Source organism: Erwinia sp. MMLR14_017, from assembly GCF_033657285.1.
Lineage (GTDB): Bacteria > Pseudomonadota > Gammaproteobacteria > Enterobacterales > Enterobacteriaceae > Erwinia.
Genome location: NZ_JAWVWP010000009.1, coordinates 83,162 through 104,937, shown reverse-complemented (window position 1 = coordinate 104,937; position 21,776 = coordinate 83,162). Strand labels below are relative to the sequence as shown.

Here is a 21,776-nt window from a genome sequence, read left to right as displayed (position 1 = left end):
CTGACGGAGTTTGCAGATGAACAGGTTAGAAAATAAAGTTGCCCTGATACTGGGCGGCGCAAAAGGTATTGGGCTTGCTATCACCCGGCGATTTGCCAGTGAAGGTGCAACAACCTGGTTCACCTCGCGCCGAAACGAGGAGTTAGAAGCAGCCGGCCACACCATAGAAGGCAATGCCAGGCCGCTACGTGCTGATGTCAGCCAGATAAGCGAACTGACACGTATAGTTGAGTTGATAGAAGCGGAGTCCGGCCAGATAGATGTGCTGGTCATCAACGCCGGAATGGCGGAATACTCGACTCTTGATGAAGTCACCCCGGCACATTTTGATGCGACTTTCAGCCTGAATGTACGCTCACCGCTTTTTGCTCTTCAGGCAGCACTTCCCCTGATGAAAGTGGGAGCGAGTGTAGTATTGATAGGTTCGATTGCCGATGTCATTGGTACCAAAGGATATGGCGTCTACGGCGCCAGTAAAGCGGCACTTCGTTCTTTTGCCCGCACATGGACAGCTGAACTCTCCGCCCGAGGCATTCGCATTAATGTTGTCGCCCCTGGCCCTGTCGATACGGAGATGATGCAGGCAGCTTCCGAAGAGCTGCGTAATGAGATAATCAGCGCAATTCCGTTATCAAGAATGGCCAGACCGGAAGAAGTTGCAAATGCTGCCCTATTCCTTGCGAGTGATGAAAGCAGTTATATAGCCGGAGCAGAAATCTGTGTGGATGGTGGGCTGACTCAGGTTTGATAAATCGGGTTCAGTTTCACTACGATCCGGGAAATGCTGAATAAAAGATGAACCGGGCTATACCCGGTTTTGCCTTTTATATCACTGTTAACCTGAATGCCCGTGCTCACATTCCCGTTTATTTATGCGCCCGGACAGATGCGCTTCAGGCGAATGCTGCGGCAATGAGCGAAAAGCGGATCTACAGATTAAAAATGCTGCAAGCTTAGTCAGGCGATATCACCTCGAGGGGCGAACCCGATAAACTGACTCATTCCGTGCGTGTTCCTCCAAAATTTTTACGGTAGGAAGAAGGTGAGATCCCAACAGATTTACGAAACGCCGCCCGAAAAGTTTCCATAGTTCCGAAGCCGCAGCGTTCCATAACCTGCTCATTATTATGATTACTACTTTCCAGTAATTCACGCGCAAGGTTCATTCGCATTTGCAGCAACCATGCTTTCGGCGTAGTCCCCATCGCATCTCTGAAACGCCTGAGAAAAGTTCGTTCTGACATCAATGCTCTCTCCGCCATTTGACTGACCGACAATGCACTGTCCAGATTTTGAAGTACCCACTCAAGTACGGGTGCAATTTCATCGCGAGGCTTTTGTGCAACGGGAGAAGGTATAAATTGGGTTTGTCCGCCAGAACGTTGCGGAGCCATTACCAGACGTCGTGCAACAATATTGGCAACATGCATGCCGTAATCACGACTAATCAAATGAAGACAGGCATCGATACCCGCCGCGCTACCCGCCGATGTGATGAGCTGGCCACTATCGACATAGAGAACATTGGGATCAACAGTTATCCTGGGATAGCGCTCTGCCAGTTCATCCGTATATCTCCAGTGTGTTGTTGCGCGCTTCCCGTCCAACAGCCCTGCTGCGGCAAGAACAAAGACACCTGAACATATTGATAGCAGGCGTGCTCCGCGATGGCAGGCATCACACAGTGCGTCCAGTAATTCCTGAGGTGGCCTTTCGTCGCGATTACGCCAGCCAGGAATAATAATGGTTCGGGCATCCTTCAGAGCCTCCAGTCCGAAACTGGACACGACCTGAATCCCTCCTGCTGCCTGCATTGGATAAGGATCAACAGACACTATGCGGTGTTGATACCAGGGAAAATTAAATTCAGGGCGTGGAAGACCAAAAATTTCTACGGCAATACCAAACTCAAATGTACAAAGCCCGTCATAGGCAAGAATATCCACTAAACCCGGTTGATTTAACATTGGCGGAAAATGACCACTTATTGTCAGATACGCCACTTTATCAGTCTCAAGCTGCTTAATACAATCAATGCACCTTCAGACCAGAGAGACTACTTATGCCCGGCTTAATCAGTGAAATACCTCCCGCTACGCCCCAGGAATCTCTGCAACATTTTAGCCGTCGTTTAGCCTTTGAAACCGATTGTTCCGATGTGCATCAAAGCCAGAAGTTGGGCAATATCGACTATGTATTGGTAGATGTAAGGAGTTATGAGGCATTTTCGATATCGCATGTTCCAGGCTCAATTAATATTCCAACTCGTTCCATTACTGAGGAGCGGATGTCCGAATTTCCAGGCGATACCTTATTTGTTGTCTACTGCGCAGGTCCGCACTGTAATGGTGTTCACCGGGCAGCGGTACGTTTGGCTGGTTTGGGTTTTCATGTAAAAGAGATGATCGGTGGTCTTACTGGTTGGCTTGACGAAGGCCTTCCCCTGCAGGGAATCAATCCCTCCGCTCAAACTGATGGAATTTCCTGCGCATGTTAAGAGTTAAATAAATATTCGGGCAGTGGTCTACCCGGACATCAAACTGGAGGTGGATGCTAACAACGGTTTTCGTAATATCGTTGCCGACAGGTATGATGCCGGAGTCCGTCTGGGAGATACTATCGACAAAGATATGATTGCAGTCTCTATCAGGCCACAGTTACGCATGGCGGCTTCGACTGAATATTTTGCTATTCATGCCGTTCCGCCCACTCAAAAATTCTTGTTCATCAGAACTGTACCAATATGCGAATGACCAGCCCGGGTGGGATGTATGTGTGGGAATTCGATAACAAGGAAGGCGATCTAACGGGTACCGTTAGTTATTTTCTGTGGATAGTTAGCCTGTATAAAAACAGGCTTAGCGTAAGATATTCCTCTTATCCAGGTGACTCCCGGTAAAAAACATATCGTTTGATAAACCAGGCAGGCCTGAGTATGAACGTCCGCTATTGACTGTGAGTTTAACGGGTCGATGCAACGCTATCCTTAAATGAGAAGGATGTTGCCATGAAACGAAGAACACGTAGTAACTACACTCCAGAACAGAAAGCGATTATCTGGGACAGATATAAGCAAGGTGATTCCTTGCATGATATCGCCAGAATGTTCGATCGGTATGACTCTTCTGTAATGTCTACTATCCACCAAACCGGTGGATTCCGCCCTCCTGTTCGTAAACGCCACAGTTTATCGCTTTCGCCTGACGAAAGAGAGGAGATATCCAGAGGGCTGGTTGAAACGCTGTTATCCCGATAATCAGGAAATGCATGTGTCTCACGAAACGATTTATAAAAATCCCATTATATAAAGTTATCATTAAGGTGGGGATGGGCTTAAGGAAGGTTTTGGAGGTTTGTGATAATTATGAAGTCAAGAAATTTACATGTCGCTTTAAACAAATCGCCCACCGTCCTTGGTGGGACTCGTGGTTCTCCAGGCTATTATCCCCTATATGGGAAAATAACCTGGACGACGGTAAATAAACTGCTGGGCGCCCGGGCGCGAAACGGGCCGTTATCAGAATTAACTTACTGATGTTAAAGGGAAAAACGTAAAAAAAAGCGGCGAGCGGGCGTGACCAGGCACTCCAGGGTGGATGCCTGGCACGGGCAGGTATAACGGAAAGCGCCACGCCGCCTGACAAATCAGGACGGCAAAGCATGCCCGCGGGATTGAATTCGCAGGGGAAACGGGCGGGCGTTCGTCAGCGCGGCGAGCGTGCCGGAGCAGCGTGGCTGTTCAGCTCCGTTGCATAACCACAGGGCAGCGCTGAATTTATGCTTCAGATTTTCTCAGGCGGGATCAGGAGTCCTCCTCACCGGAAATAATGCCTTTATCATCCGTTACCTGTCCGGGATTATTTATCTTATGGTCCTTTATATATTTACCATGCAAAGCAAAGTCGAACTGTCTGAGCGACGTTATATTCAGTAAATTCATCCGCTTTACTGTAGCCTGCTGGTAAGTTATGAGATTACCTTCTGAAGAGTCCAGCTTGTCAGTGAAACCGTATCTGTGCCTGGTTTTTTGTCTGTTCTTGACCAGTTCAGTAAAATCATTATGGTAAAAGAACTTATAATTTTTGTCGCTTTTGCTTCCGTTGCACTTTTTGCACACGGGGATAAGATTAGAAGGAAAATTTGTCATGGCCAGGTAGTGAAAGTGATCATCACCCTGATATTTATATTTTTTGCCTTTATATTTCATCTCTGGTCTGATGTGGTCAATTTCAAAACAGAATTCTTCATAAACACCCAGGCAGTAAAAGCAGACATATCCTTTGAAAGAATCTGATTTTTCCAACGTCAGCTCCTTGAGTAGATGAGCCTTCAACCCCTCCTCTTCTTTATCAGTCATCGCACTGTCCAGGATGGAATCTGACTGAGTCAGGGAGCGCAGCGCGGCCGTTGTATCTGCAGCCTCTTTCTGCACATTATCTTCGGCATCCTGACAGGCGCCGTTATTGCATTGCGTATCTCTGGTGTTATCCCTGCCGCCTGACGCCCGGGACTGAGACAGCCAGTACCTGCCAGAGTAGTCGAGGGCCACGCGCCCTTCGTCTTCAAACTTTTCGGCCGCGGCGTTCATGTAGGAATGGATAAAGAGATTAATAAATCGCTGATATTGCTCCTCTTTATTTTTCACCTCGGAGGAATGGTCTCTGAGCATATGTCCAAAACCCATGGCGCTGAGTTTTTCTTTATTATTACCGATAAAAGTGTTTTCCATTCCTGAATTGTTTTTTTGCTTTTTATATTTTAATATCTCTTCATTAACCTCATCTCCTGACGGGTAGGGTGCATATTTTTCTTTTTTAACCACAATTTCCCTGACACTATGATGTAATACATCAATTTTTTTTCGAACCGACTCTATATCTTCAAATTTTTTACACAGCTTGTTGTTTCCCTTACTGTAATTCCCACCTCTGATTATAAATTCCCTGACATCTTCAAAATCACCTTTTTTTTCCTGATTGCAACTGTTACAGCATAAGACAAGATTTCCATTGTTATTTGCCGCTTTTTTCTTGAGTTCACTCAAATCTTTTGGCTGGAAAATTTTATTATTAATTTTAAAGTAAGCAGTGTATTCAGGATTTATACTTTTATTTTCCCCTGAGTCCTTCTCATTAACCCCCCCACTTCTTGTCTTTCCTTTTTTATTTCCGGGAATGGACAGGAAGGCGGCATAGTAAGCCTCCAGCCAGCAAAAATCTTCTTCCCCGGGTTTCATCTGCAAAATATTTTCACACATATTTTCCAGTTCATCTTCAGGTTCCGAAAAATATTGCGAATCGGATAAATCTTCCTCGAAAATACTTTTATTTATATTATTCTGATTTTTCTTGGTGCTTTTACCCTTCCTTGCCTGCATCGGCTGTTTTTCAGCTTCCTTCCGGATTATCTTTCTTTTGAGTTTTGACGCTCTTTCACCTGCTTTTTTATTCGCCGCCAGATAGATTTTATAACGGGTATACACTTCCCACGGGATAATGTGATCGATTCGAAGCGACTCTGCGCTAACCGCCCGATCGCAGTAGGGGCATTTAAAAAATTCCAGTTCGCCCGTAATTTCCAGAAACGGCAGCTTTTCTTTATGCCATTTACCTACTAATTTTTCAAATCCTCGAATTTTTAGCAGATCTATATAGTTCTTATCGATTATTTCAACCAGCTGATATTCATCAAATGTCTTTGAATTCGGCGTTGATGCGTCAATAGCGCTACGGATAGCAGTGATTTTCTGACCGGTGTTCGCCATCGGAACTCCTGATTTTAATTTTTAAGCGCTGCAGGAATACGCAGCGCCAATTTCATTATATAATCAACGGCTTTGGTTAAGTTTTTACCGGTCCGGTGAGGGTTTTTGGCGATATTTTCTGACCTCGTGGATCAAAATCAATTCCTATCGCGACGATCCTTTCAGCGGGTTTGACCTGTACACGGCAGAGCGCCACATCCAGGGAGCAGGATGTAAGGTATGACTGCTCGTACGGGGCAGTATTGTTCGCAAAGCTGTACCAGGGGCCGTCTTTTTCCAGGCGATACATCAGCCTGAGCATCCGTACTGAATCGCTCATATTGCTTTCATCCAGCCTGACGCTGTAAACACCCAACTCCGGAAGATATAATAACTCCTGGCAGATGTGGACTTTTCTGGATTCTTTAAAAAGTGGCGTCAGGTTATCATTGTTAATTTCGGAAGATGGTATTATTTCTTTTATTTCGCCATCATTCCCGCAGGTTATTTTCATACGTAAGGCAAACTCATCCGCCCAGCCTGATTTCCTGGTAATAAAAAACTCCAGGCCTGTAATACGACCTTCAACCAGTAACTCCGCTTCGTCAATATAATGAATTGGACAAACTTCCTTTACACTGCGGTTAATATTTAAAGCATACGGTTTTGGTTCAAACTCCGCGCTTTTATATTCCTGCATAATCCATTTCTGCTGAAGAGTGCTGTCTTCACCACGGAGTACCACAGCACTTCCGTAATCCCTTTCCCCACCTCTTTTTGCTTCAAAGCAGGTGATGAATTTTTCACTGAGCGAGCCCGTTTTAGGCGATAGTTTTCCCTCGACGTCAACGATCCATTTTTGTGCAAGATCCGGCATAAAGGGACTTGCGAGCACGCGCCCTGAGCTTTCGTCAGCAGAGAGGATTAAATCGTGCGCATTAGTGTCCGCACCGGCTCCCAGAGCAGACACAAGCCGCCCGGAATCTTCTTTACGCCACCGCTGATGTTCACCACCGATGTCCGGCTGTACGACAACGTTACAGGTCCTGGCCACATCCGGTTCGCCGGTACATCCCGCGTCTGACAGCGAGAGGACCCCGCCGTTTTTTCCCGCGACTATTTTCACCCACACGTCTCCGGACTGGTCTGCCAGCGAACTTTCCAGGTAGACCGGTATTTCTGCCAGATGCCACAGGTGACTGAGTCGGCTGGCTTTTGAACGCTTTCTGAGGCACAGGCTTTTCGCAGAGGAGGCATCAAGCACGTAGTCATTACCCAGCGCACGGCAGATAAGTTCACCCGACCCTGGGTAATCCCACAGCTGGGCAGGATCGCTGCTCAGCTGGCAGAGGCTGACCGGATAATCATCCTTAAGCGGGTTATCAGCTTCTGCAGGGAGCTCAGCCGTTAAGGCGAAAAAGGTGTCGCTGGATTTTCCGTGCGTTATCTTCCTGTCCGTGGCCCGCAGGATAATCTGCCCGTTTTCCGTCATTCTCCAGAGCTGCGTCGTCACCGTTTCCGGTTTGGTGAGAACGGCTTTTTCTCCTTCACTTGGCGGAATGGTCTTGACCGTGACCGCCGCATCGAAGGCGTGATTCAGAATGCTGAAGAATATATCCCGGGCCCGGCTGCCTATCTGTTCGCCGTACTTTCCGTAAAACAGGAAGTAAGCTTTATCTTCGTATAATATGGCCTGTTTGCTACGGCCCTCAGCATACTTTCCAAGGACATCCCAGCAAAGCTGTGACAGATGTTCAGGCAGGACGTCGATACTCGGGATCAGATTTTCACGCTGCACGCACGCCCAGCGCCGGTAGTCATACAGCGACTCTGCCCACGCGGCGGCATCCTGTACAACCGTGCCTTCACCCCCGATAGCATTGAATGTCAGCGTCTGCATTTCACGGGTCTCTTTATGCTTCACCGCCTCCTGCTGACTGTTCTCGTAACCGCCGCTGATTTCGGCATCCGCATAAACCGTGCTGAGGCTGGCTTTGACCTGCACACCAAAGCGGTCCGTGAAGTTCGAACTCTTTTCCGTTCCCTCGAACAGTTTCTTCTCCGTGGCGAACAGACGTCCTCCAACCAGAATCTGCAGTGGAATGAAGTGTCCGAAGGCGTCGAGCACCCTTTTCAGATCCTGGAATTTATCCTGCCACGTCCGTTCATTCAGGGGATCGTCAACCGCACGTTCGCAGGCCTCACAAAATACCCTGCTGGCACAGGGCTGTGTGCTGTCAAAGGACAGCTCAATTTTAGGCAGGTAGAAGTTTGCGGTGGTAAAGACTGTTTTACCCGCAAATCCGCTGCTTTCTTCCTGGCGGCCATATTTTGTCAGCGCCACGCCCAGCGCTGCGCTGTTGCCGAACTTCCCGGCGGCCACGCCCAGCGAGAAGCTCAGATTGGTTACGCCGTTTTTCTGCGTCTGAAACACGGACTCGGAGGCGGTGTAATAGTTTTCAAAATAGCCAGAGAAGTTAGGTTTACGATAAAAAAGATGTGCCGGCTGCAGGCGCTGCTCGCCTTCGCTTTGCTCGCCGGGTTTCATCAGGACATCGCGAAACCCGGCCTCAACCGGATTACTCAGCGACTGATCGATGACCACCCCGCGGTAGAATCCGATCCGGTCAAGCAGGTCTTCCCGCTGCGCAATGCCCAGATCAAAATAATCGGGTTCATCCTTGAACCTGGCTTTATGAGCCTTGAGGAGATCCACAACTTCCCGCGGAGCAAAGTCGTGGTTTTCGTAAGCAAGTGCGCTGAGTTTTTCAAAGAGCGGAGCAGCCAGGTCCGGTGCCTCAACCTTCACCGCCTTCAGCAACCGGCTACGGTTATCTGCAAGCTCCGCTCTCTGCCTTTTTTGTTGTTGTTCCGTTTCTGATTCAGCATGGGAAACGGCCATCAGCTTCTGTTGTTTCATCACTTCATCAAGACGGTCACTGACCCCATCGTCAGTATCCGGCCCTTCCGGAATCACAGGCATAGCAAACCTCATTTGCTGATAAAAAGAGGGCCGTGCTTATCAGGACGGCCCGACAGACCGGAATAACTCAGCAGTGGCAGAATTCTGCGTACCACAGTATTACCCGCTAAGATCCAGTCAGAAGCCTATATTCACGCGCACCATCACCATCTGCTCACGCGTGCGCTGTGCGTCCAGCCCCAGCGTCCCCTGATAAGCGATACCCGGCGTGATGCCGTCCGGCAGCAGAAAATCGATGCCGGCACCCGCGGTTATCGTCTCACGGCTCTGCTCATAAAGGGGCACCCGCCAGGTATCATTCCCGGTATCGGCATAGCCTACGTGTGCATTACCGCTGTCGCTGAGCGTCTGCGCATACTCAAGGCGGCCCTGCAGACGCAGCACGCCCCAGCGGGCCGGAACGGCATGCTCACCACGCAGCCCGGCGGCCGTATCGACATGCGCAGACGTCTGCGGGGCAAAGGCCAGGCTGAAGGCCCCCGCGCCCGTCTCGCTGAAGCCGTCTAACCAGGTGCGGTAATACTGCAGGCGGGCGTAGGGTGAAATCAGGTTGCCCGGCGAACGGAATTCATAACCGGCGGTCAGCGAGCTGAACATCTGGTGCCCGGAACGGCTGCCGCGGGCTTCCGCCCCGGTTTCACTGACCACGCGTTTGCTGTCAAAGTCCATCAGGCCATATCCCAGCAGCCCATCGACAAAACTGGCGCCGGGATGGTAACTGCCGTACAGAGCTGAGCTGAACGCCCGGCCGTTCGTCCGGGTTCCGCTGTCCCCGATATCGCTGACGTCGCGTCCCAGCCCCAGTCCCAGCCCGGCGGTGAACGCTGGCGTGAAGCGGTAGTCGGTACCGGTCGAGATCCCCACGGTAGTATGGCTGAACTGCACGCCCTCCGCGTGATCACCGCCAAAGTCAACAAAGCCCCCCGTCCAGTAAGACAGTCTCCCGGGCTGCCCCTTTCCGGAAAAAGGCAGCGGGGAAGAATTTGGCATCCCGCTCCTGTCAGTATTCAGCGATGATTTCTGCTGCTGCATGGCCGTGGTCCACAACTTCCGGTCGGCATCCCTCTCAGGATCGGCAGAGGGCAGGCTGAAGCGAATTCCGCTCATATCCGACGGCAGGTTATCGCCACGGTGTAACTGCTCCAGCCGGTCACTGAAATTGCGTAACTGCGCGCGGGCAAAATTCTGCGCGGCCTGGTATTCGGCGCTCACCATGCCGATGACATCTGCGTCATGGGCGGGATTTGGGCGCGTTGCTATGGCTACCGTCACCTGACCGGGTGCCGTATCACCGGCGGGGCCGCTGAGCACATAGCGCAACACCAGCGTTCCGCTGGCCTGCGCGGCGGCGGTAAACTGCATCTGAAAATCAGTTCCGGCGGTGTGGACGGCAGCCGTTCCCAGACCGTCCGGCGGTGTATCCAGAAGCCGGGCTCCGGCAAAGGGGCCTCCGGAAGCCCCGTCGCTGAGGCTGACCGTCACAGACTGACCGGCGTAGAGTGACACGCTGTGGTCAGCCGCAACCGCCTCAGCTGCGGTAACGACCAGCGTATACCCGGTTCGCAGAACGCTGCCCGCAGCATCGGTTGCCGTCACGCTGAAAGTATTGCTGCCCGCGCTGCGGGGAATACCGGAAAGCTGACCGTCGGCAAACACCAGTCCGGCAGGCAGCGCGCCGCTTATCTGCCAGGTGTAAGGGGCCAGGCCACCCGTGATACTGAATGCCTGCGCATACGGCTGTCCGGCTTTACCCTGGGGCAAAGCACCACTCCCGGGCAGCATGGCCAGTGTGTTCTGAGCGGCTACACCTATGGAAAGTGTGTAGCTGACGGTTCCACCGGCGCCCAGACTGTCGGTGGCGGTTATCTGAAAGGTGTAATTGCCCGCAGCGGCAGGCGTGCCGGAAAGCCTGCCCGTGCCACGATCCAGCGTGATACCCTGGGGCAGAGCGGTTGCCGTGTAGGCGTAGGGCGCGGTCCCGCCTGCGGCGGTTACCGTCTGAGACCAGTTGCTGCCCGTCGTTGACGCCGGCAGCGCGCCACCCTGAGGAGAAAATGCCAGCAGGGACGACGTGACGGTGAGGGAAACCTGCGCACGGGTGGAGCTTCCGCTGCTGTTTGTGGCCACATAGCTAAAAGTGTCGCTGCCTGAAAAGCCGGCCGTGGGCGTGTAGGAGATGCTGGTCCCTGAGGCGGTGGCGCTGCCGTGCGCTGCCGGCGTCACAATACTGACCGAGGATGCGGGGCCGCCGGACAGAATGATCGCAATGACGTTACTGGCACTGTTAGCGCTGACTGTGGCCAGACTGTCGCTGGCGACAGGCGGCGCGGCGTTGACAGTCAGGGTGTAGCTGGCGCTGCCGGTGGCACCGTGAGCGTCGGTGACGGTTATCAGAAAAGTCGTGTTTCCCGCGGCCAGAGGCGTACCGGACAACGTCCCCGTCGCGGCGTTCAGCATGATCCCGGACGGCAGCGTCCCGGCACTCCAGCTGTAGGGCACCGCGCCGCCGGAGGCCGACAGGTTCTGCGACCACAAACTGCCGGTCGTGGCGGCCGGAAGCCCCCCTGAACCTGGTGTTACAACCAGCACAGGCGCACTGACGGTAAGCGACACGGTGGCATTTGCCGACGTCCCGCCGCTGCCGGCAGCGTTCCAGGTAAAACTGTCGTTGCCGGAGTAACCAGCTGCCGGCGTATAGAGCATGGTGGTCCCTGAGACCGTGGCACTGCCATGCGCGGGCGGCGTGACGAGCGTCACGGTGGTGGCAGGGCTTCCGCTCAGGCTCAGCGGAATGTTGTTATTGGCGCTGTTGCCGCCTACCGTTGCTGAACTGTCTGACGTAATCGGAGGCGCTTCGGCGCGCGTCACGCTGAGGGTGTACGAGCGGGCAGAACCGTCCTGTGCCGTGACCACCACAGAAATACTGGCAGGGCTTCCGGCGGTCAGACTGATGCTCTGTGAGGCCGAGCCCGACGTTACCGCATTACCGTTAACCGTCACCGTGGCATGGCTTTCACTGACAACGGGCGTAACGGTCACGGAGGCGGTGCTGTTGGCGACCGACGCGCTGTAACTGCTGTTGCCGGCACTGAAAGAGGGGGAGAGCGTGCCTGAAGAGAGCGACAGCCCCGAGAGAGTGGAGTCGCCTGATGACACTGCCAGGCTGGTACAGCTGAATACCAGGTTGCTTATCTGGCCATTCGAAGTGGTCGCCCTGAGGCGTAAGCCATTCGTTTCGAGGCTGCCTGAGGCAACAGACAGGGTCACCGTGTGCGGCGAGCTGCTGGCGGAGTTTGCCGCGTTATACGTCTGAAAACTGGTCTGGTTATAGTCAGAAATCCCCACGCTGTCGGACGTCATCACGTTACCGCCTGCCGCCGCGCCGCTGTCGGTAAAGCTCAGGGACAGGGTATCGCCGGCGGCAAAGTCAGTGCCGGGGTATTTGTTTGTTGAGAAAGAAAGGGAGGCTGAGCCTGAAAGGGCGTTAACAGCCGCGCATCCGTTTGAAAGCGCCAGAGCGGAAGGGACAAAAAATACGCTCAGTAACGTTGTTACCAGCCCGCCTAACAGCTGTCTGCATATTAATGGATGACGCATGCCGCACCTGAAGTCATTAGAAATGATTTATCCTGTGCGTCCAGGATATCACCACAAATCCACAGGATTGGGTGGATTTGCAGCAGATAATCGTGGTTATTCTTTCTATTAACCGTGCGGAAATTTGATAGGTGTATCTGCCCGGCGCAGAACCACTCACGAAGGATACGCCGCATATCAGACGCCGTCTGAATTTGCGGCGGGCTGGAGAAAGGGTCATGCTGAGAATGAAGGATCCGACATTACTAACTGAGCGTTGTATGTAATCCTGGGGACAGGTCAAAAGCACAGGAACAGGTTGGGCCATTTATTGAAAAGAGGCGGCAGGTTACTTTAAAAGCAGCAGCCAGACTTTTGAAATAAGGGAATAGCGGAAGAAGGTTATTTCCCTTTTCATTTTTCAACGTCCGCTTCTCACACATAGCGGACCACCTGTCTAAATGACCAAAGATAAAGCCTCAGGCTCCCTCAACAGAATAAGGTCAGACTATCGGCAACATCCTTGCTATCTCAGGGGGATGTCTCATCCGCAACAGGTTGAACACTCAGAGGTAAGGGAGCTGCCCGAAGCAGAAACAGAATCATCCGGGCAGAGTGTTTATCTGTTCCATTCCTGCTTCCCTTCCGTGAAATATCTTCGTGGCTTAGCACAATCCGTCCCACCAAAAAGATAATGATAACTATTATCATATGCTAAGCTTTTTTTTAAAATCCGGGAACTCACTATGCAGACGGCATTAACCCAAACACTATCGACTGACTGTTGCATCGTAGGCGGCGGCCCTGCCGGGTTGATGCTGGGCTATTTGCTGGCGCGGGCAGGTGTTAACGTGGTGGTGACAGAAAAACATGACGATTTTCTGCGGGATTTTCGTGGCGACACCATCCATCCTTCCACGCTACAAATCCTGCATCACCTGGGCCTGCTGAAGGAATTTCTGACCCTTCCCCACCAGCAAATGGAAAAACTACAGGCGGAAGTCGGCGGTGAGTCAGTGACGCTGGCGAACTTCTCCCGCCTGCCGGTGAAATGCCGGTTTATCGCGTTTATGCCACAGTGGGATTTTCTGAATTTTATCGCCGCCAAAGCGAACTCTCTCCCTGGCTTCACGCTGCTGAAATCGACTCAGTGCGACAGCCTTATTTATGACGCAGAGCGCGTTTGCGGCATCCGCACTTCCGGAAAATCGGGGCCAGGTGAGATCAGAGCAAAGCTGGTTATCGGCGCTGACGGACGGCGGTCTGTGGTCAGAGAAAAGGCGGGGCTGACGGGGCGTTCTTTTGGCTCGCCACGGGATGTGGTTTGGTTCAGGCTTGAAAAGCAGGCTGAAGATCCGCAGTGGAGTTCTGGCCATCAGGGACCAAAGCAGAACTTTATTATGATTGATCGCGGTGACTACTGGCAGTGCGGCTTTTCTATTGCCAAAGGTCAGTTTCAGGCGCTCAGCGAACAAGGTATTGCCGCTTTTAAGCAGCAGATCTCTGCCGTCGCACCTTTCCCGGAAGCGCGTCTGGCATCGCTGACGGAATGGGAACAGCTGAAACTGTTGAGTATTCGTATTGACCGCCTGGATAAGTGGGCAAAACCTGGCGTGTTGTGTATCGGTGACGCGGCTCACGCCATGTCTCCCATTGGCGGTGTCGGCGTCAATCTGGCTATTCAGGATGCGGTGGCAACGGCGAATCTTCTTGCCCATCCTTTGCTGAAAGGCAGCGTTACCCTCAGGCAGTTGCAGAAAGTTCAGCGCAGGCGTCAGTTTCCTGCCGCAGCCACCCAGTTTATTCAGGTTAAAATGAGCGGCAAAAAGCGCAATAAAGATCAGGCCAGCCCGCTCCCTAAGCTGGTTAAACGGCTGCCTTTTCTGCCCTATGTTTTTGGCTGGATTATCGGGCTGGGTTTTCGCACGGAGCGCCCGCGTGCCGTAACTTCAAAGCCGCGTTCTGCCTGAAACTTTACTGCAGGAGGCTTTGAGTAGCATGCAGCCGGTAAATATCTGCCAGAAGGTGATGGGATAGACAGAAGCCCTCTCAATTAGCCCTGTTGGCAACAGATCCAACGGGATAATCACCATGCAGAGCAGGCCAAAACTGCCCATAAACAGGCTGAAAAGGGTGAAATCCCGCAGCCCGGTGCGATGCCGCATCAGCCAGCCCACGGTAATCAGGCAGAGGTTGCCGCCGCCTATCGCCATCACCGCCCCGGCTTCATGTAGCGTAAAACCCCCTTCCCCGCTGCCGCTGTGGAATAAGGCGATGATGATTCCACCCACGCCATGCAGCGAAGCGGTTAACAGGAATAGCATCTTTCCGGTACCGTTAAAAACTTCATGTAACAGCAGGCAGGCGGTGAAAAAGAGCAGGCCTTCCACAGCAAAACCAATATTCATCACGGCATGCAGGGGAGAGCAAACAGCGCGACCGTCGGAAAGCACGCCACAGCGGGGAATGCCTAAATCACTGATGTAGTTCAGACCGTAATGATAAAGAGGCGCAGTCCAGGCCAGCGCGGCGATTTTTTCTGCCAGCAAATATTGCAGCCCGCCCAGCGCGAAACTGAGTGCGGCTACCTTTTTCCATCGGATTTGCATGTTCATTACTGTCCATCAAGCTGCAACCGCCAGGCAATTAACTCTGCGGTATGATGCCGGTAACTATCCTCCGGCAGAGATTCACTGTTGCTATTTATCGTCCCCGGCCCTGCGTCCAGTATGCCATAAAGTTTACCCCTTCACGGTCAAGGTGATAGTCATCAAGCAGACAACGTCGTAGCTTCTTTACCACGCCGGATTCAGCCGCAACCCAGACGCTAAAGGCGTGCTTCCCCTCTGCCCGCTCCCAGAGACTATCCTCAATCAAGCTTTTCTCTTCAAGGGATTGCTCCGTCACACAGGCGAAAGCTGGAATGGAGAGGTGTTCATGCAGCGCTGCCAGCAACCGCTCACCGTGAGCGGCATGACCTTCCCGGCTCAGCCAGTGTACCTCAGCGAACGGGAAATTTGCCTGTTGAGCATCAGCCTGCAACGGGACTTCGAAAAAGGCTTGCACTTGTGGCGGACTGGCAAGGGTTGCCAGCTGTTCAAGAATGCCAACGGCAGCAGGCACGGCCGTTTCATCAGCTATCAGCAGCGCTTGCTGAATGCCCTCATGCCAGTGCCATTCATAGCCGCCGCTCTCTTCAGACGAGGCGCCATTAGGGGCAACAACCTGCATTTTCGCACCGGGTGCGGCATGCATCGCCCAGCGGGAGGCTGGCCCGGTTTCACCGTGGAGGACAAACTCAACGTCCATCTCTTTTTCTTCGCGGCGCAGCGCCCGCAGGGTATAAGTCCGCATCACGGGGCGCTCTGCCCTAGGTAAAGCCAGATAGTCCTGATACCAGCCGTCGCTGACCGGCATAGTTACCCTTTCGCCCTCTTCATTGGGAAACAGTAGTTTGATGCGCTGGTCTGGCGCTTCAAGCTTCATATTAGCAACATCCTCGCCGCTGAATACGCAACGCAACAGTGAAGGCGTCACCTGAACACGCCGCTTCAGCGTGAGATCAAAAATCCGGTAGCCTGCGGCCATGTTTGCTGCTCCTGTAGGGATGTATGCCGCTGATATGCCTGGCGCGACGACGCTCAATAGCGCAATATAACGATAATCATTCTCAGTTGAAAGATGAAAATGCCCTGTCCTGCTTTCCCGGGCACGGGGTTAGTCGTTATGCAGCCGCTGTCTGCGGCGTAATCCCGGGAACCAGACCATCCAAAGCCCAACCACAATAAGCGTGCCAATACCGCCTACAGCTGCGGCTGGCGCTGCACCCAGCCACGCCGCCAGCATGCCGGACTCAAATTCGCCCAGCTGATTAGAGGTATTGATAAATATCGAGTTTACGGCGCTGACCCGCCCTCGCATCTCGTCTGGCGTGTCGAGCTGTACCAGCGATCCGCGGATAACCACGCTGACCATATCAAAACCACCCAGCGCAAACAGCGCCAGAATAGAGAGCCACAGCTCCTTCGAGAAGGCGAAAACCAGCGTGGCAATGCCAAAACCTGCCACCGCGCCAAACATGGTCATGCCAACATGGCGTTCAAGGGTGCGGCTGCTTAACCAGAACCCCACCAGCAGGCCACCAACCGCTGGCGCTCCCCGCAGCAAGCCCAGCCCCCAGGGGCCGGTATGCAGAATATCTTTGGCAAAGATCGGCAGCAGCGCGGTGGCCCCGCCCAGCAACACGGCAAACAGATCCAGGGAGATAACGCCCAGAACGTCGGGACGATTACGGATAAAACGTACCCCGGCAAACACGCTGGCGAACGTTGCTGGCGTGCGCTTCGGCGGCGTATGCTCGTAACGCAACCGGCTGACCATAACGATTGAGACGATATAAAGCAGGCCGGTGGTAAGGTAGACCACGCCAGGCCCTGCCACATAGAGAAAACCGCCCAGCGCGGGGCCGAGCATGGAAGCGGTCTGCATTGATGCGCCGTTGGCCGCCGTGGCGCGGGCGAGCATGGAGGGCGGCACCAGTGCAGGCAGCATTGACTGTAATGAAGGCGCCTCCAGCGTGCGGGCGACAGAGATAATAAAGATCAGCGCAAGGATGATCACCTCGTCCGTTCGCTGCGCCAGCGTCAGCCCTGCCAGCACAGCAATGGCCACCCATTCCGTCACCTGGCCCAGCAGCACCACCCGACGTCGGTCAAACTGGTCGGCAACATGTCCCGCAGGCAGGGCAAGCAGCACGGCAGGCAGAAACTGCACCAGACCAATCAGCCCCAAATCCCAGGCCCGGCCGGTAAGAGAATAGATCTGCCAGCCCACCGCAATGGAGAGCATCTGAAAACCAAAGCTGGAGGTGGTTCGCGCCAGCCAGAAAGCGACAAACGAGCGGTGTTGAAACAGGGAATCCGCCCTGGCGGGTGAAGATGAACGCATAGCTATTCCTGGAGATTTCTGTTGTTATTTTGAGAGCGGCCCCGTCGTCAGGCTGACGCTGCGGGCTTCCTGTATTTCCACAGCCAGCGCCCGCTGTTGAGACGCCGCCAGAAGAAAATACCGCGCACTATCCAGTCCAGGAACATCCCCAGCCAGATCCCAACCACGCCAAAGCCCAGCAGGACGCCAAGAGTATAACCGGCAACGATACGGCATCCCCACATGCCCAGCAGCGAGACCCACATGGTAAACCTTGCATCACGTGCGCCCTTCAGCCCGGCGGGCAGAACCCAGGAGGCGGCCCAGAAAGGCATAAACGCGGCATTGAGCCAGACCAGCACTTTCACTACCTCGATCACATCATCTTCTTTGGTGTAGAACGAGGCCAGTATCCCGGCAAACGGCACCGTCAGCGCCGCCAGGGCGCACAGCCCCAGGGTAGAGAGCCAGAAGATATGCCTCAGCTGGCGCTCAGGTTGTAGCAGCTGCCCTTTACCCAGCCGCGTACCAACGATGATGGTTGAGGCCGATCCCAGGGAGTTGCCCGGGAGGTTAATCATTGAGGCGATGGAGAAGGCGATAAAATTACCCGCGATAACATCGGTGCCCATCCCGGCGACAAAGACCTGCGTCAGAAGTTTGCCGCCATTGAACAGCACGGATTCAATACTCGCCGGAACACCAATGCCCAGCACTTCGATCAAAATGTTAGTGTTCAGGCGGGTGAAGTAGCTTTTCAGCGTAATTTTCAGGCGAGGATTGAAGCCAATCATCAGCACATAAATTACCGCAACGGCCCCGATATAGCGGGCAATGGTCAACCCGATGGCTGCGCCGTCAAAACCCAATCCTTTCCAGCCAAAGCAGCCATAGATCAGGGCGGTACTGAATACGATATTGAGGATATTCATTCCGCCGTTGATCAACATCGGAATTTTCGTGTTGCCCGCGCCGCGTAACGCGCCACAGCCAATCAGCGCAATGGCGGCTGCCGGGTAGCTCCAGGCGGTGATATTCAGATAGCGCAGCGCGAGATCTTTAACCATTGGCTCTGCACTGCCGGCGATAAGATCGATAATATGCTCGCCAAAGAATTCAATCAGTAACGCCAGCAAAACGGAAAAGAGCGTCATCAGCACCAACGATTGCCTGGCGGCAGATTCGGCCCTTTCGCGATTAAGCTTGCCGAGGCTGAAGGCCACCACCACCGTGGTACCAAGATCGATAGCGGCAAAGAAGGAGATAATGACCATATTGAAGCTGTCGGCCAGCCCTACGCCCGCCATCGCCTCTTTGCCCAACCAGCTCACCAGGAAGGTGCTGAGCACCCCCATCAACAGCACACAAAGATTCTCGAAGAAGATCGGCACGGCCAGCGGGGTAATCTCGCGCCAGAATAAAACCCGGTAAGAATGTCGTTTGGGATACCACGCTGAATGCTTGATCGCCTGCAGCAGAGAGACTCTGAAGTTTTGCAAGATAGTTCCAGCCAGAAAGAGGTAAGTAGGCTGATTGATGATGGTAAAAGGTTGACTAATATGCAAAGTCTTTTTCCGTGTGTCACACAAAAAGGCGGTGACTTTCCTCTTCACGGCAAAGAAGTTTCCGCAGCGCAGGCGCTTTTGTTGCTAAACTGCGGCGAGCAATTTTAGGGAGAAAGCCATGAAACCGCGATCTGTAACGCTGGAAGATGTCGCCACCGCCGCTGGCGTCTCTTATCAAACCGTTTCCCGCGTTCTTAACCATTCCGTGCAGGTTGCGGAGAAAACGCGCAGCAAAGTGGAAGCGGCGATGGTGGAGCTGAATTATGTGCCTAATCGTGTGGCGCAACAGCTGGCGGGTAAATACTCCCGCACGCTGGGCCTGGCCACCAGCGATCTCGCACTGCTTGCTCCCGCTCAGATAGCTTCTGCTATTCAGCATCGCGCTACGTCGCTGGGCTACCGTCTGGTGATTGCGATGGCGGGCAGCAACGAGGGAGAAAACGCTGTGCATGAGTTACTGGCGCAGCGGGTAGATGCGCTGCTGATCAATCTGCCGCTGACCAGCAGCAGCGCCAGCAGAATTGCAGCCCAGGCGGCCCCCCTGCCCACTCTTTTTCTCGATATAGCTGAAGATGCCACGGTGGCAGCCTGTCAGTTCAGCGCGGAAGCGGGCGCACGTCAGGCGGCAGAACATCTGCTGTCGCTGGGGCATCGCGACATTGCCTTACTGAACGGGCCGCAGGAGTCGGTGGCCGCGGCGGCGCGTCATCAGACCTGGCTCAAGGTTCTGGGCGAACAACAGCTGACCCCGCACAGTGAAGTTTATGGCGACTGGAGTGCAGGCTCCGGCTACCGGGCGATGCTCTCTCTTGCCGATCGCACGCTACCCACGGCGGTGCTGGTGGCGAATGACCAGATGGCTTTAGGAGTTTTGCGGGCGCTACATCGGGCAGGATTACGCGTACCTGACGATGTTTCGGTGGTGGGCTATGACGACACGGCAGAAAGTGCCTGGTATGAACCGCCGCTGACCACCATCAGGCAGGATATGACGTTGCTGGGCGAACGCAGCGTTAGCTGGTTGGTTCAGGCTTTGACACAGCAGGAAAGCTTACCGGCTATGCCGCCCTTTACCCCTGAACTGGTGGTAAGGGAAACGACTGCCGCGCCGGTTGGTGAGGCTGGGGAAAGCGCCAGGCTACGCGCGCTGAAAGAGCTGCATAACCTGGCGGAAATCTGACAAAAATAAAGGGCGACCGACGATCGCCCTTTGGGAACGCTTAACGCATCAGCCAGAGTTACTGAGGTTTTGGCTCGCCCATTGATTTCAGTTTTTTCGACAGTTCGCGGCGTTCTTTCGAAAGATCTGCGTTTTTGATGATGTAGTCATCAACACGATCTTCATAGTCGCTGCGCATGCTGCCGATAATTTCCTGAATGGCTTCGACGCTCATGCCCGGCTTGATATATTCGCTAAGGTTATCGAGCAGCAGGACACGCTTCTGGTTATCACGAATTTTCTTTTCGTTGTCGTGAATTTCGCGCTGCAGCTTGTTCTTACGACGGAACATACGCACGAACTCCAGTACGTTCTGAAATGATTGCTTAGCATTTTCCATGAAGACACCTTTCATTAAGGCCTGTTCGCACAGGCGTTATTATCGTAGCGCTCAGCTTAGCGGCACACCGCAGCTGAAAGCAATTTTGAAATTGTAGAGTCTGGCCTATCTTAGCGCGAACCACTGTTTCCCGCAGTAAGTTGTTGCAAATCGCTTATTTACGCAATACCAGCCGCATTAAATCGGACAATCTTTCCAGCTGCTTTGCCATCTCCAGGCTCAGCCAGACGTAGCCGTGGATCGCCGTTTCCACCCGTTCATCGCTGCCAGCTTCTTTGATTAACTGCCGAAGCTCGCGGCTGATTTCGGCCAGCTCGCCGCTGTTGGCGGCAATTTTTTCCGTGTTGCCCTCGACAATAGCTTTAGAGAGCTTACGCAGCGTCGTTTCCGTCATCTGCTGGGTACGCCGCAGCGCAGGTGCGTTAAGCATAATCAGGTGGCTCTCTCTGGAATTCCACCAGGCATTGAGCTGTAGTTCAAGCGTACAGACCATGTTGCGGTTCAGCGTCTGAATACCTTCAAACACCGAACGGGGAATTTTGGTTTCTTTGCTGGCAGGCTCGATCAGCGCACGCATTTTCACCACACCGGTTAACAGCCGCTGCAATGGCCGCGTCAGACGAGGTTTTTCCACCAGATTAGGGGAAAAGCCTGCGTGGTAAATTTTGGCAGTTTCCAGTAGCGAATCTGACAGTTTGATACGCCAGTGCGTATAGGCTTTTTGCGGATAGATGCTGGTAAACAGCAAAGCGAGAAGCGAACCAAAAATAACGTCTCCGCCCCGCCACAGCGCTGTCACCATATCACCCGGCGCCGCGCCGCAGATCACCGCAAGCGTAATACCGATCAGCAGCGCCATGTAGGGATGTTTCCCCAGCGTCAGGAACCCGCACAGGAACATGACTATCATGCACCAGCCCAGCATAACGGGAAAAGAGATCAGCTCCAGCTTAAGGGCTATCAGTCCTGAAACCGAACCAAAAATGGTGCCGCCAATGCGTTGTACCGCGCGCGGAAAAACGTTTCCCCAGGAGGAAATCGGCCCCATCACCACAACCAGCGTAATCAGCGGCCAGGTGCCCTCCGGGATTTCCAGCAGACGCACAAGCAGAAACGTCAGGACAAAAGCCAGCGCGATACGGATGCCATGCACCGTACGGTAATTACGGTAGAGGGTAAATTCGAAGGCCGATAACGGCTTGTCCGGGCGCAAAACACTCTCCTGAAGATGCTTGTTGAGGCTGGCATAATACCCGATCAAAAAAAGCACCGTCATTGATTCTGCACTATTTTTAGTGAGTGAATTCCTTACGAATTTTATGGAATAACACTTATTAACAAAACAACAACACCTGCTATACATAATATTGTCGTCTTACTCATAATTTTACAATTTTCTAAGTTAACTTTACATACTGGACAAC

Annotated in this window: 14 protein-coding genes and 2 pseudogenes; 6 read left to right on the top strand and 10 right to left on the bottom strand. The window is 53.2% G+C overall.

What is annotated here, in order from left to right; translation table 11 throughout:
• Positions 1-16 precede the first annotated feature (16 nt).
• On the top strand, positions 17-748 hold the full coding sequence (locus tag SD961_RS15405; protein WP_318791225.1) for an SDR family NAD(P)-dependent oxidoreductase: 732 nt from the start codon (positions 17-19) through the stop codon (positions 746-748).
• 250 nt (positions 749-998) lie between these two features.
• Here the strand turns inward: SD961_RS15405 and ftrA are convergent, their stop codons facing one another.
• Positions 999-1,967 carry a transcriptional regulator FtrA gene (ftrA, locus tag SD961_RS15400; RefSeq protein ID WP_318791327.1) on the bottom strand — a complete coding sequence of 323 codons (969 nt, stop codon included), beginning with the start codon at positions 1,965-1,967 and terminating at the stop codon, positions 999-1,001.
• Positions 1,968-2,062: 95 nt separating this feature from the next.
• Here ftrA and SD961_RS15395 point away from each other — a divergent pair, with 95 nt between their 5' ends.
• The 3 genes and pseudogenes from SD961_RS15395 to SD961_RS15385 all read left to right on the top strand — a co-directional run.
• Positions 2,063-2,497 carry a rhodanese-like domain-containing protein gene (locus SD961_RS15395; protein ID WP_318791224.1) on the top strand — a complete coding sequence of 145 codons (435 nt, stop codon included), beginning with the start codon at positions 2,063-2,065 and terminating at the stop codon, positions 2,495-2,497.
• Between the two features lie 28 nt (positions 2,498-2,525).
• Positions 2,526-2,800 (top strand): annotated as a pseudogene (locus SD961_RS15390) (LysR family transcriptional regulator); the annotation flags it as partial.
• Between the two features lie 207 nt (positions 2,801-3,007).
• Positions 3,008-3,305 (top strand): annotated as a pseudogene (locus SD961_RS15385) (IS30 family transposase); the annotation flags it as partial.
• A gap of 497 nt (positions 3,306-3,802) precedes the next feature.
• Here SD961_RS15385 and SD961_RS15380 read toward each other — a convergent pair.
• The 3 genes from SD961_RS15380 to SD961_RS15370 all read right to left on the bottom strand — a co-directional run bounded on the left by SD961_RS15380 (position 3,803) and on the right by SD961_RS15370 (position 12,323).
• The gene (locus SD961_RS15380) at positions 3,803-5,764 is read right to left on the bottom strand and encodes an HNH endonuclease signature motif containing protein (RefSeq protein ID WP_318791223.1); all 1,962 of its coding nucleotides are present in this window, start codon (positions 5,762-5,764) and stop codon (positions 3,803-3,805) included.
• 76 nt (positions 5,765-5,840) lie between these two features.
• Complete coding sequence (locus tag SD961_RS15375; RefSeq protein WP_318791222.1) at positions 5,841-8,726, bottom strand: hypothetical protein; 2,886 nt, start codon at positions 8,724-8,726, stop codon at positions 5,841-5,843.
• A gap of 117 nt (positions 8,727-8,843) precedes the next feature.
• Entirely contained in the window at positions 8,844-12,323 is a 3,480-nt protein-coding gene (locus SD961_RS15370; protein WP_318791221.1) for an autotransporter domain-containing protein, read from the bottom strand.
• Positions 12,324-13,048: 725 nt separating this feature from the next.
• Here SD961_RS15370 and SD961_RS15365 point away from each other — a divergent pair.
• Positions 13,049-14,272 (top strand): FAD-dependent oxidoreductase, encoded by a 1,224-nt coding sequence (locus SD961_RS15365; protein ID WP_318791220.1) that lies wholly within the window; start codon positions 13,049-13,051, stop codon positions 14,270-14,272.
• Here the strand turns inward: SD961_RS15365 and SD961_RS15360 are convergent.
• The 4 genes from SD961_RS15360 to SD961_RS15345 form a co-directional block, all read right to left on the bottom strand.
• On the bottom strand, positions 14,252-14,917 hold the full coding sequence (locus SD961_RS15360) for a DUF998 domain-containing protein (RefSeq protein WP_318791219.1): 666 nt from the start codon (positions 14,915-14,917) through the stop codon (positions 14,252-14,254). The two genes, SD961_RS15365 and SD961_RS15360, sit on opposite strands and share 21 nt — an antisense overlap.
• 88 nt (positions 14,918-15,005) lie before the next feature.
• A complete protein-coding gene (locus SD961_RS15355; protein WP_318791218.1) occupies positions 15,006-15,890 on the bottom strand; it encodes a siderophore-interacting protein in 885 nt (294 codons plus the stop codon).
• Between the two features lie 129 nt (positions 15,891-16,019).
• Positions 16,020-17,249 (bottom strand): MFS transporter, encoded by a 1,230-nt coding sequence (locus tag SD961_RS15350; protein ID WP_318791217.1) that lies wholly within the window; start codon positions 17,247-17,249, stop codon positions 16,020-16,022.
• A 47-nt stretch (positions 17,250-17,296) separates the two neighbouring features.
• Positions 17,297-18,727: an EmmdR/YeeO family multidrug/toxin efflux MATE transporter gene (locus SD961_RS15345; protein ID WP_318791215.1), complete on the bottom strand. Its 1,431-nt coding sequence runs from the start codon at positions 18,725-18,727 to the stop codon at positions 17,297-17,299.
• Positions 18,728-18,911: 184 nt separating this feature from the next.
• On the opposite strand from SD961_RS15345, the gene SD961_RS15340 reads away from it, so the two are divergent.
• On the top strand, positions 18,912-19,973 hold the full coding sequence (locus SD961_RS15340; RefSeq protein ID WP_318791214.1) for a LacI family DNA-binding transcriptional regulator: 1,062 nt from the start codon (positions 18,912-18,914) through the stop codon (positions 19,971-19,973).
• Between the two features lie 58 nt (positions 19,974-20,031).
• On the opposite strand, the gene SD961_RS15335 is transcribed toward SD961_RS15340, so the two are convergent.
• Together SD961_RS15335 and SD961_RS15330 are read right to left on the bottom strand one after the other, a co-directional pair.
• The gene (locus SD961_RS15335) at positions 20,032-20,352 is read right to left on the bottom strand and encodes a DUF496 family protein (protein WP_318791213.1); all 321 of its coding nucleotides are present in this window, start codon (positions 20,350-20,352) and stop codon (positions 20,032-20,034) included.
• Between the two features lie 154 nt (positions 20,353-20,506).
• On the bottom strand, positions 20,507-21,565 hold the full coding sequence (locus tag SD961_RS15330) for an FUSC family protein (RefSeq protein ID WP_318791326.1): 1,059 nt from the start codon (positions 21,563-21,565) through the stop codon (positions 20,507-20,509).
• Positions 21,566-21,776 lie beyond the last annotated feature (211 nt).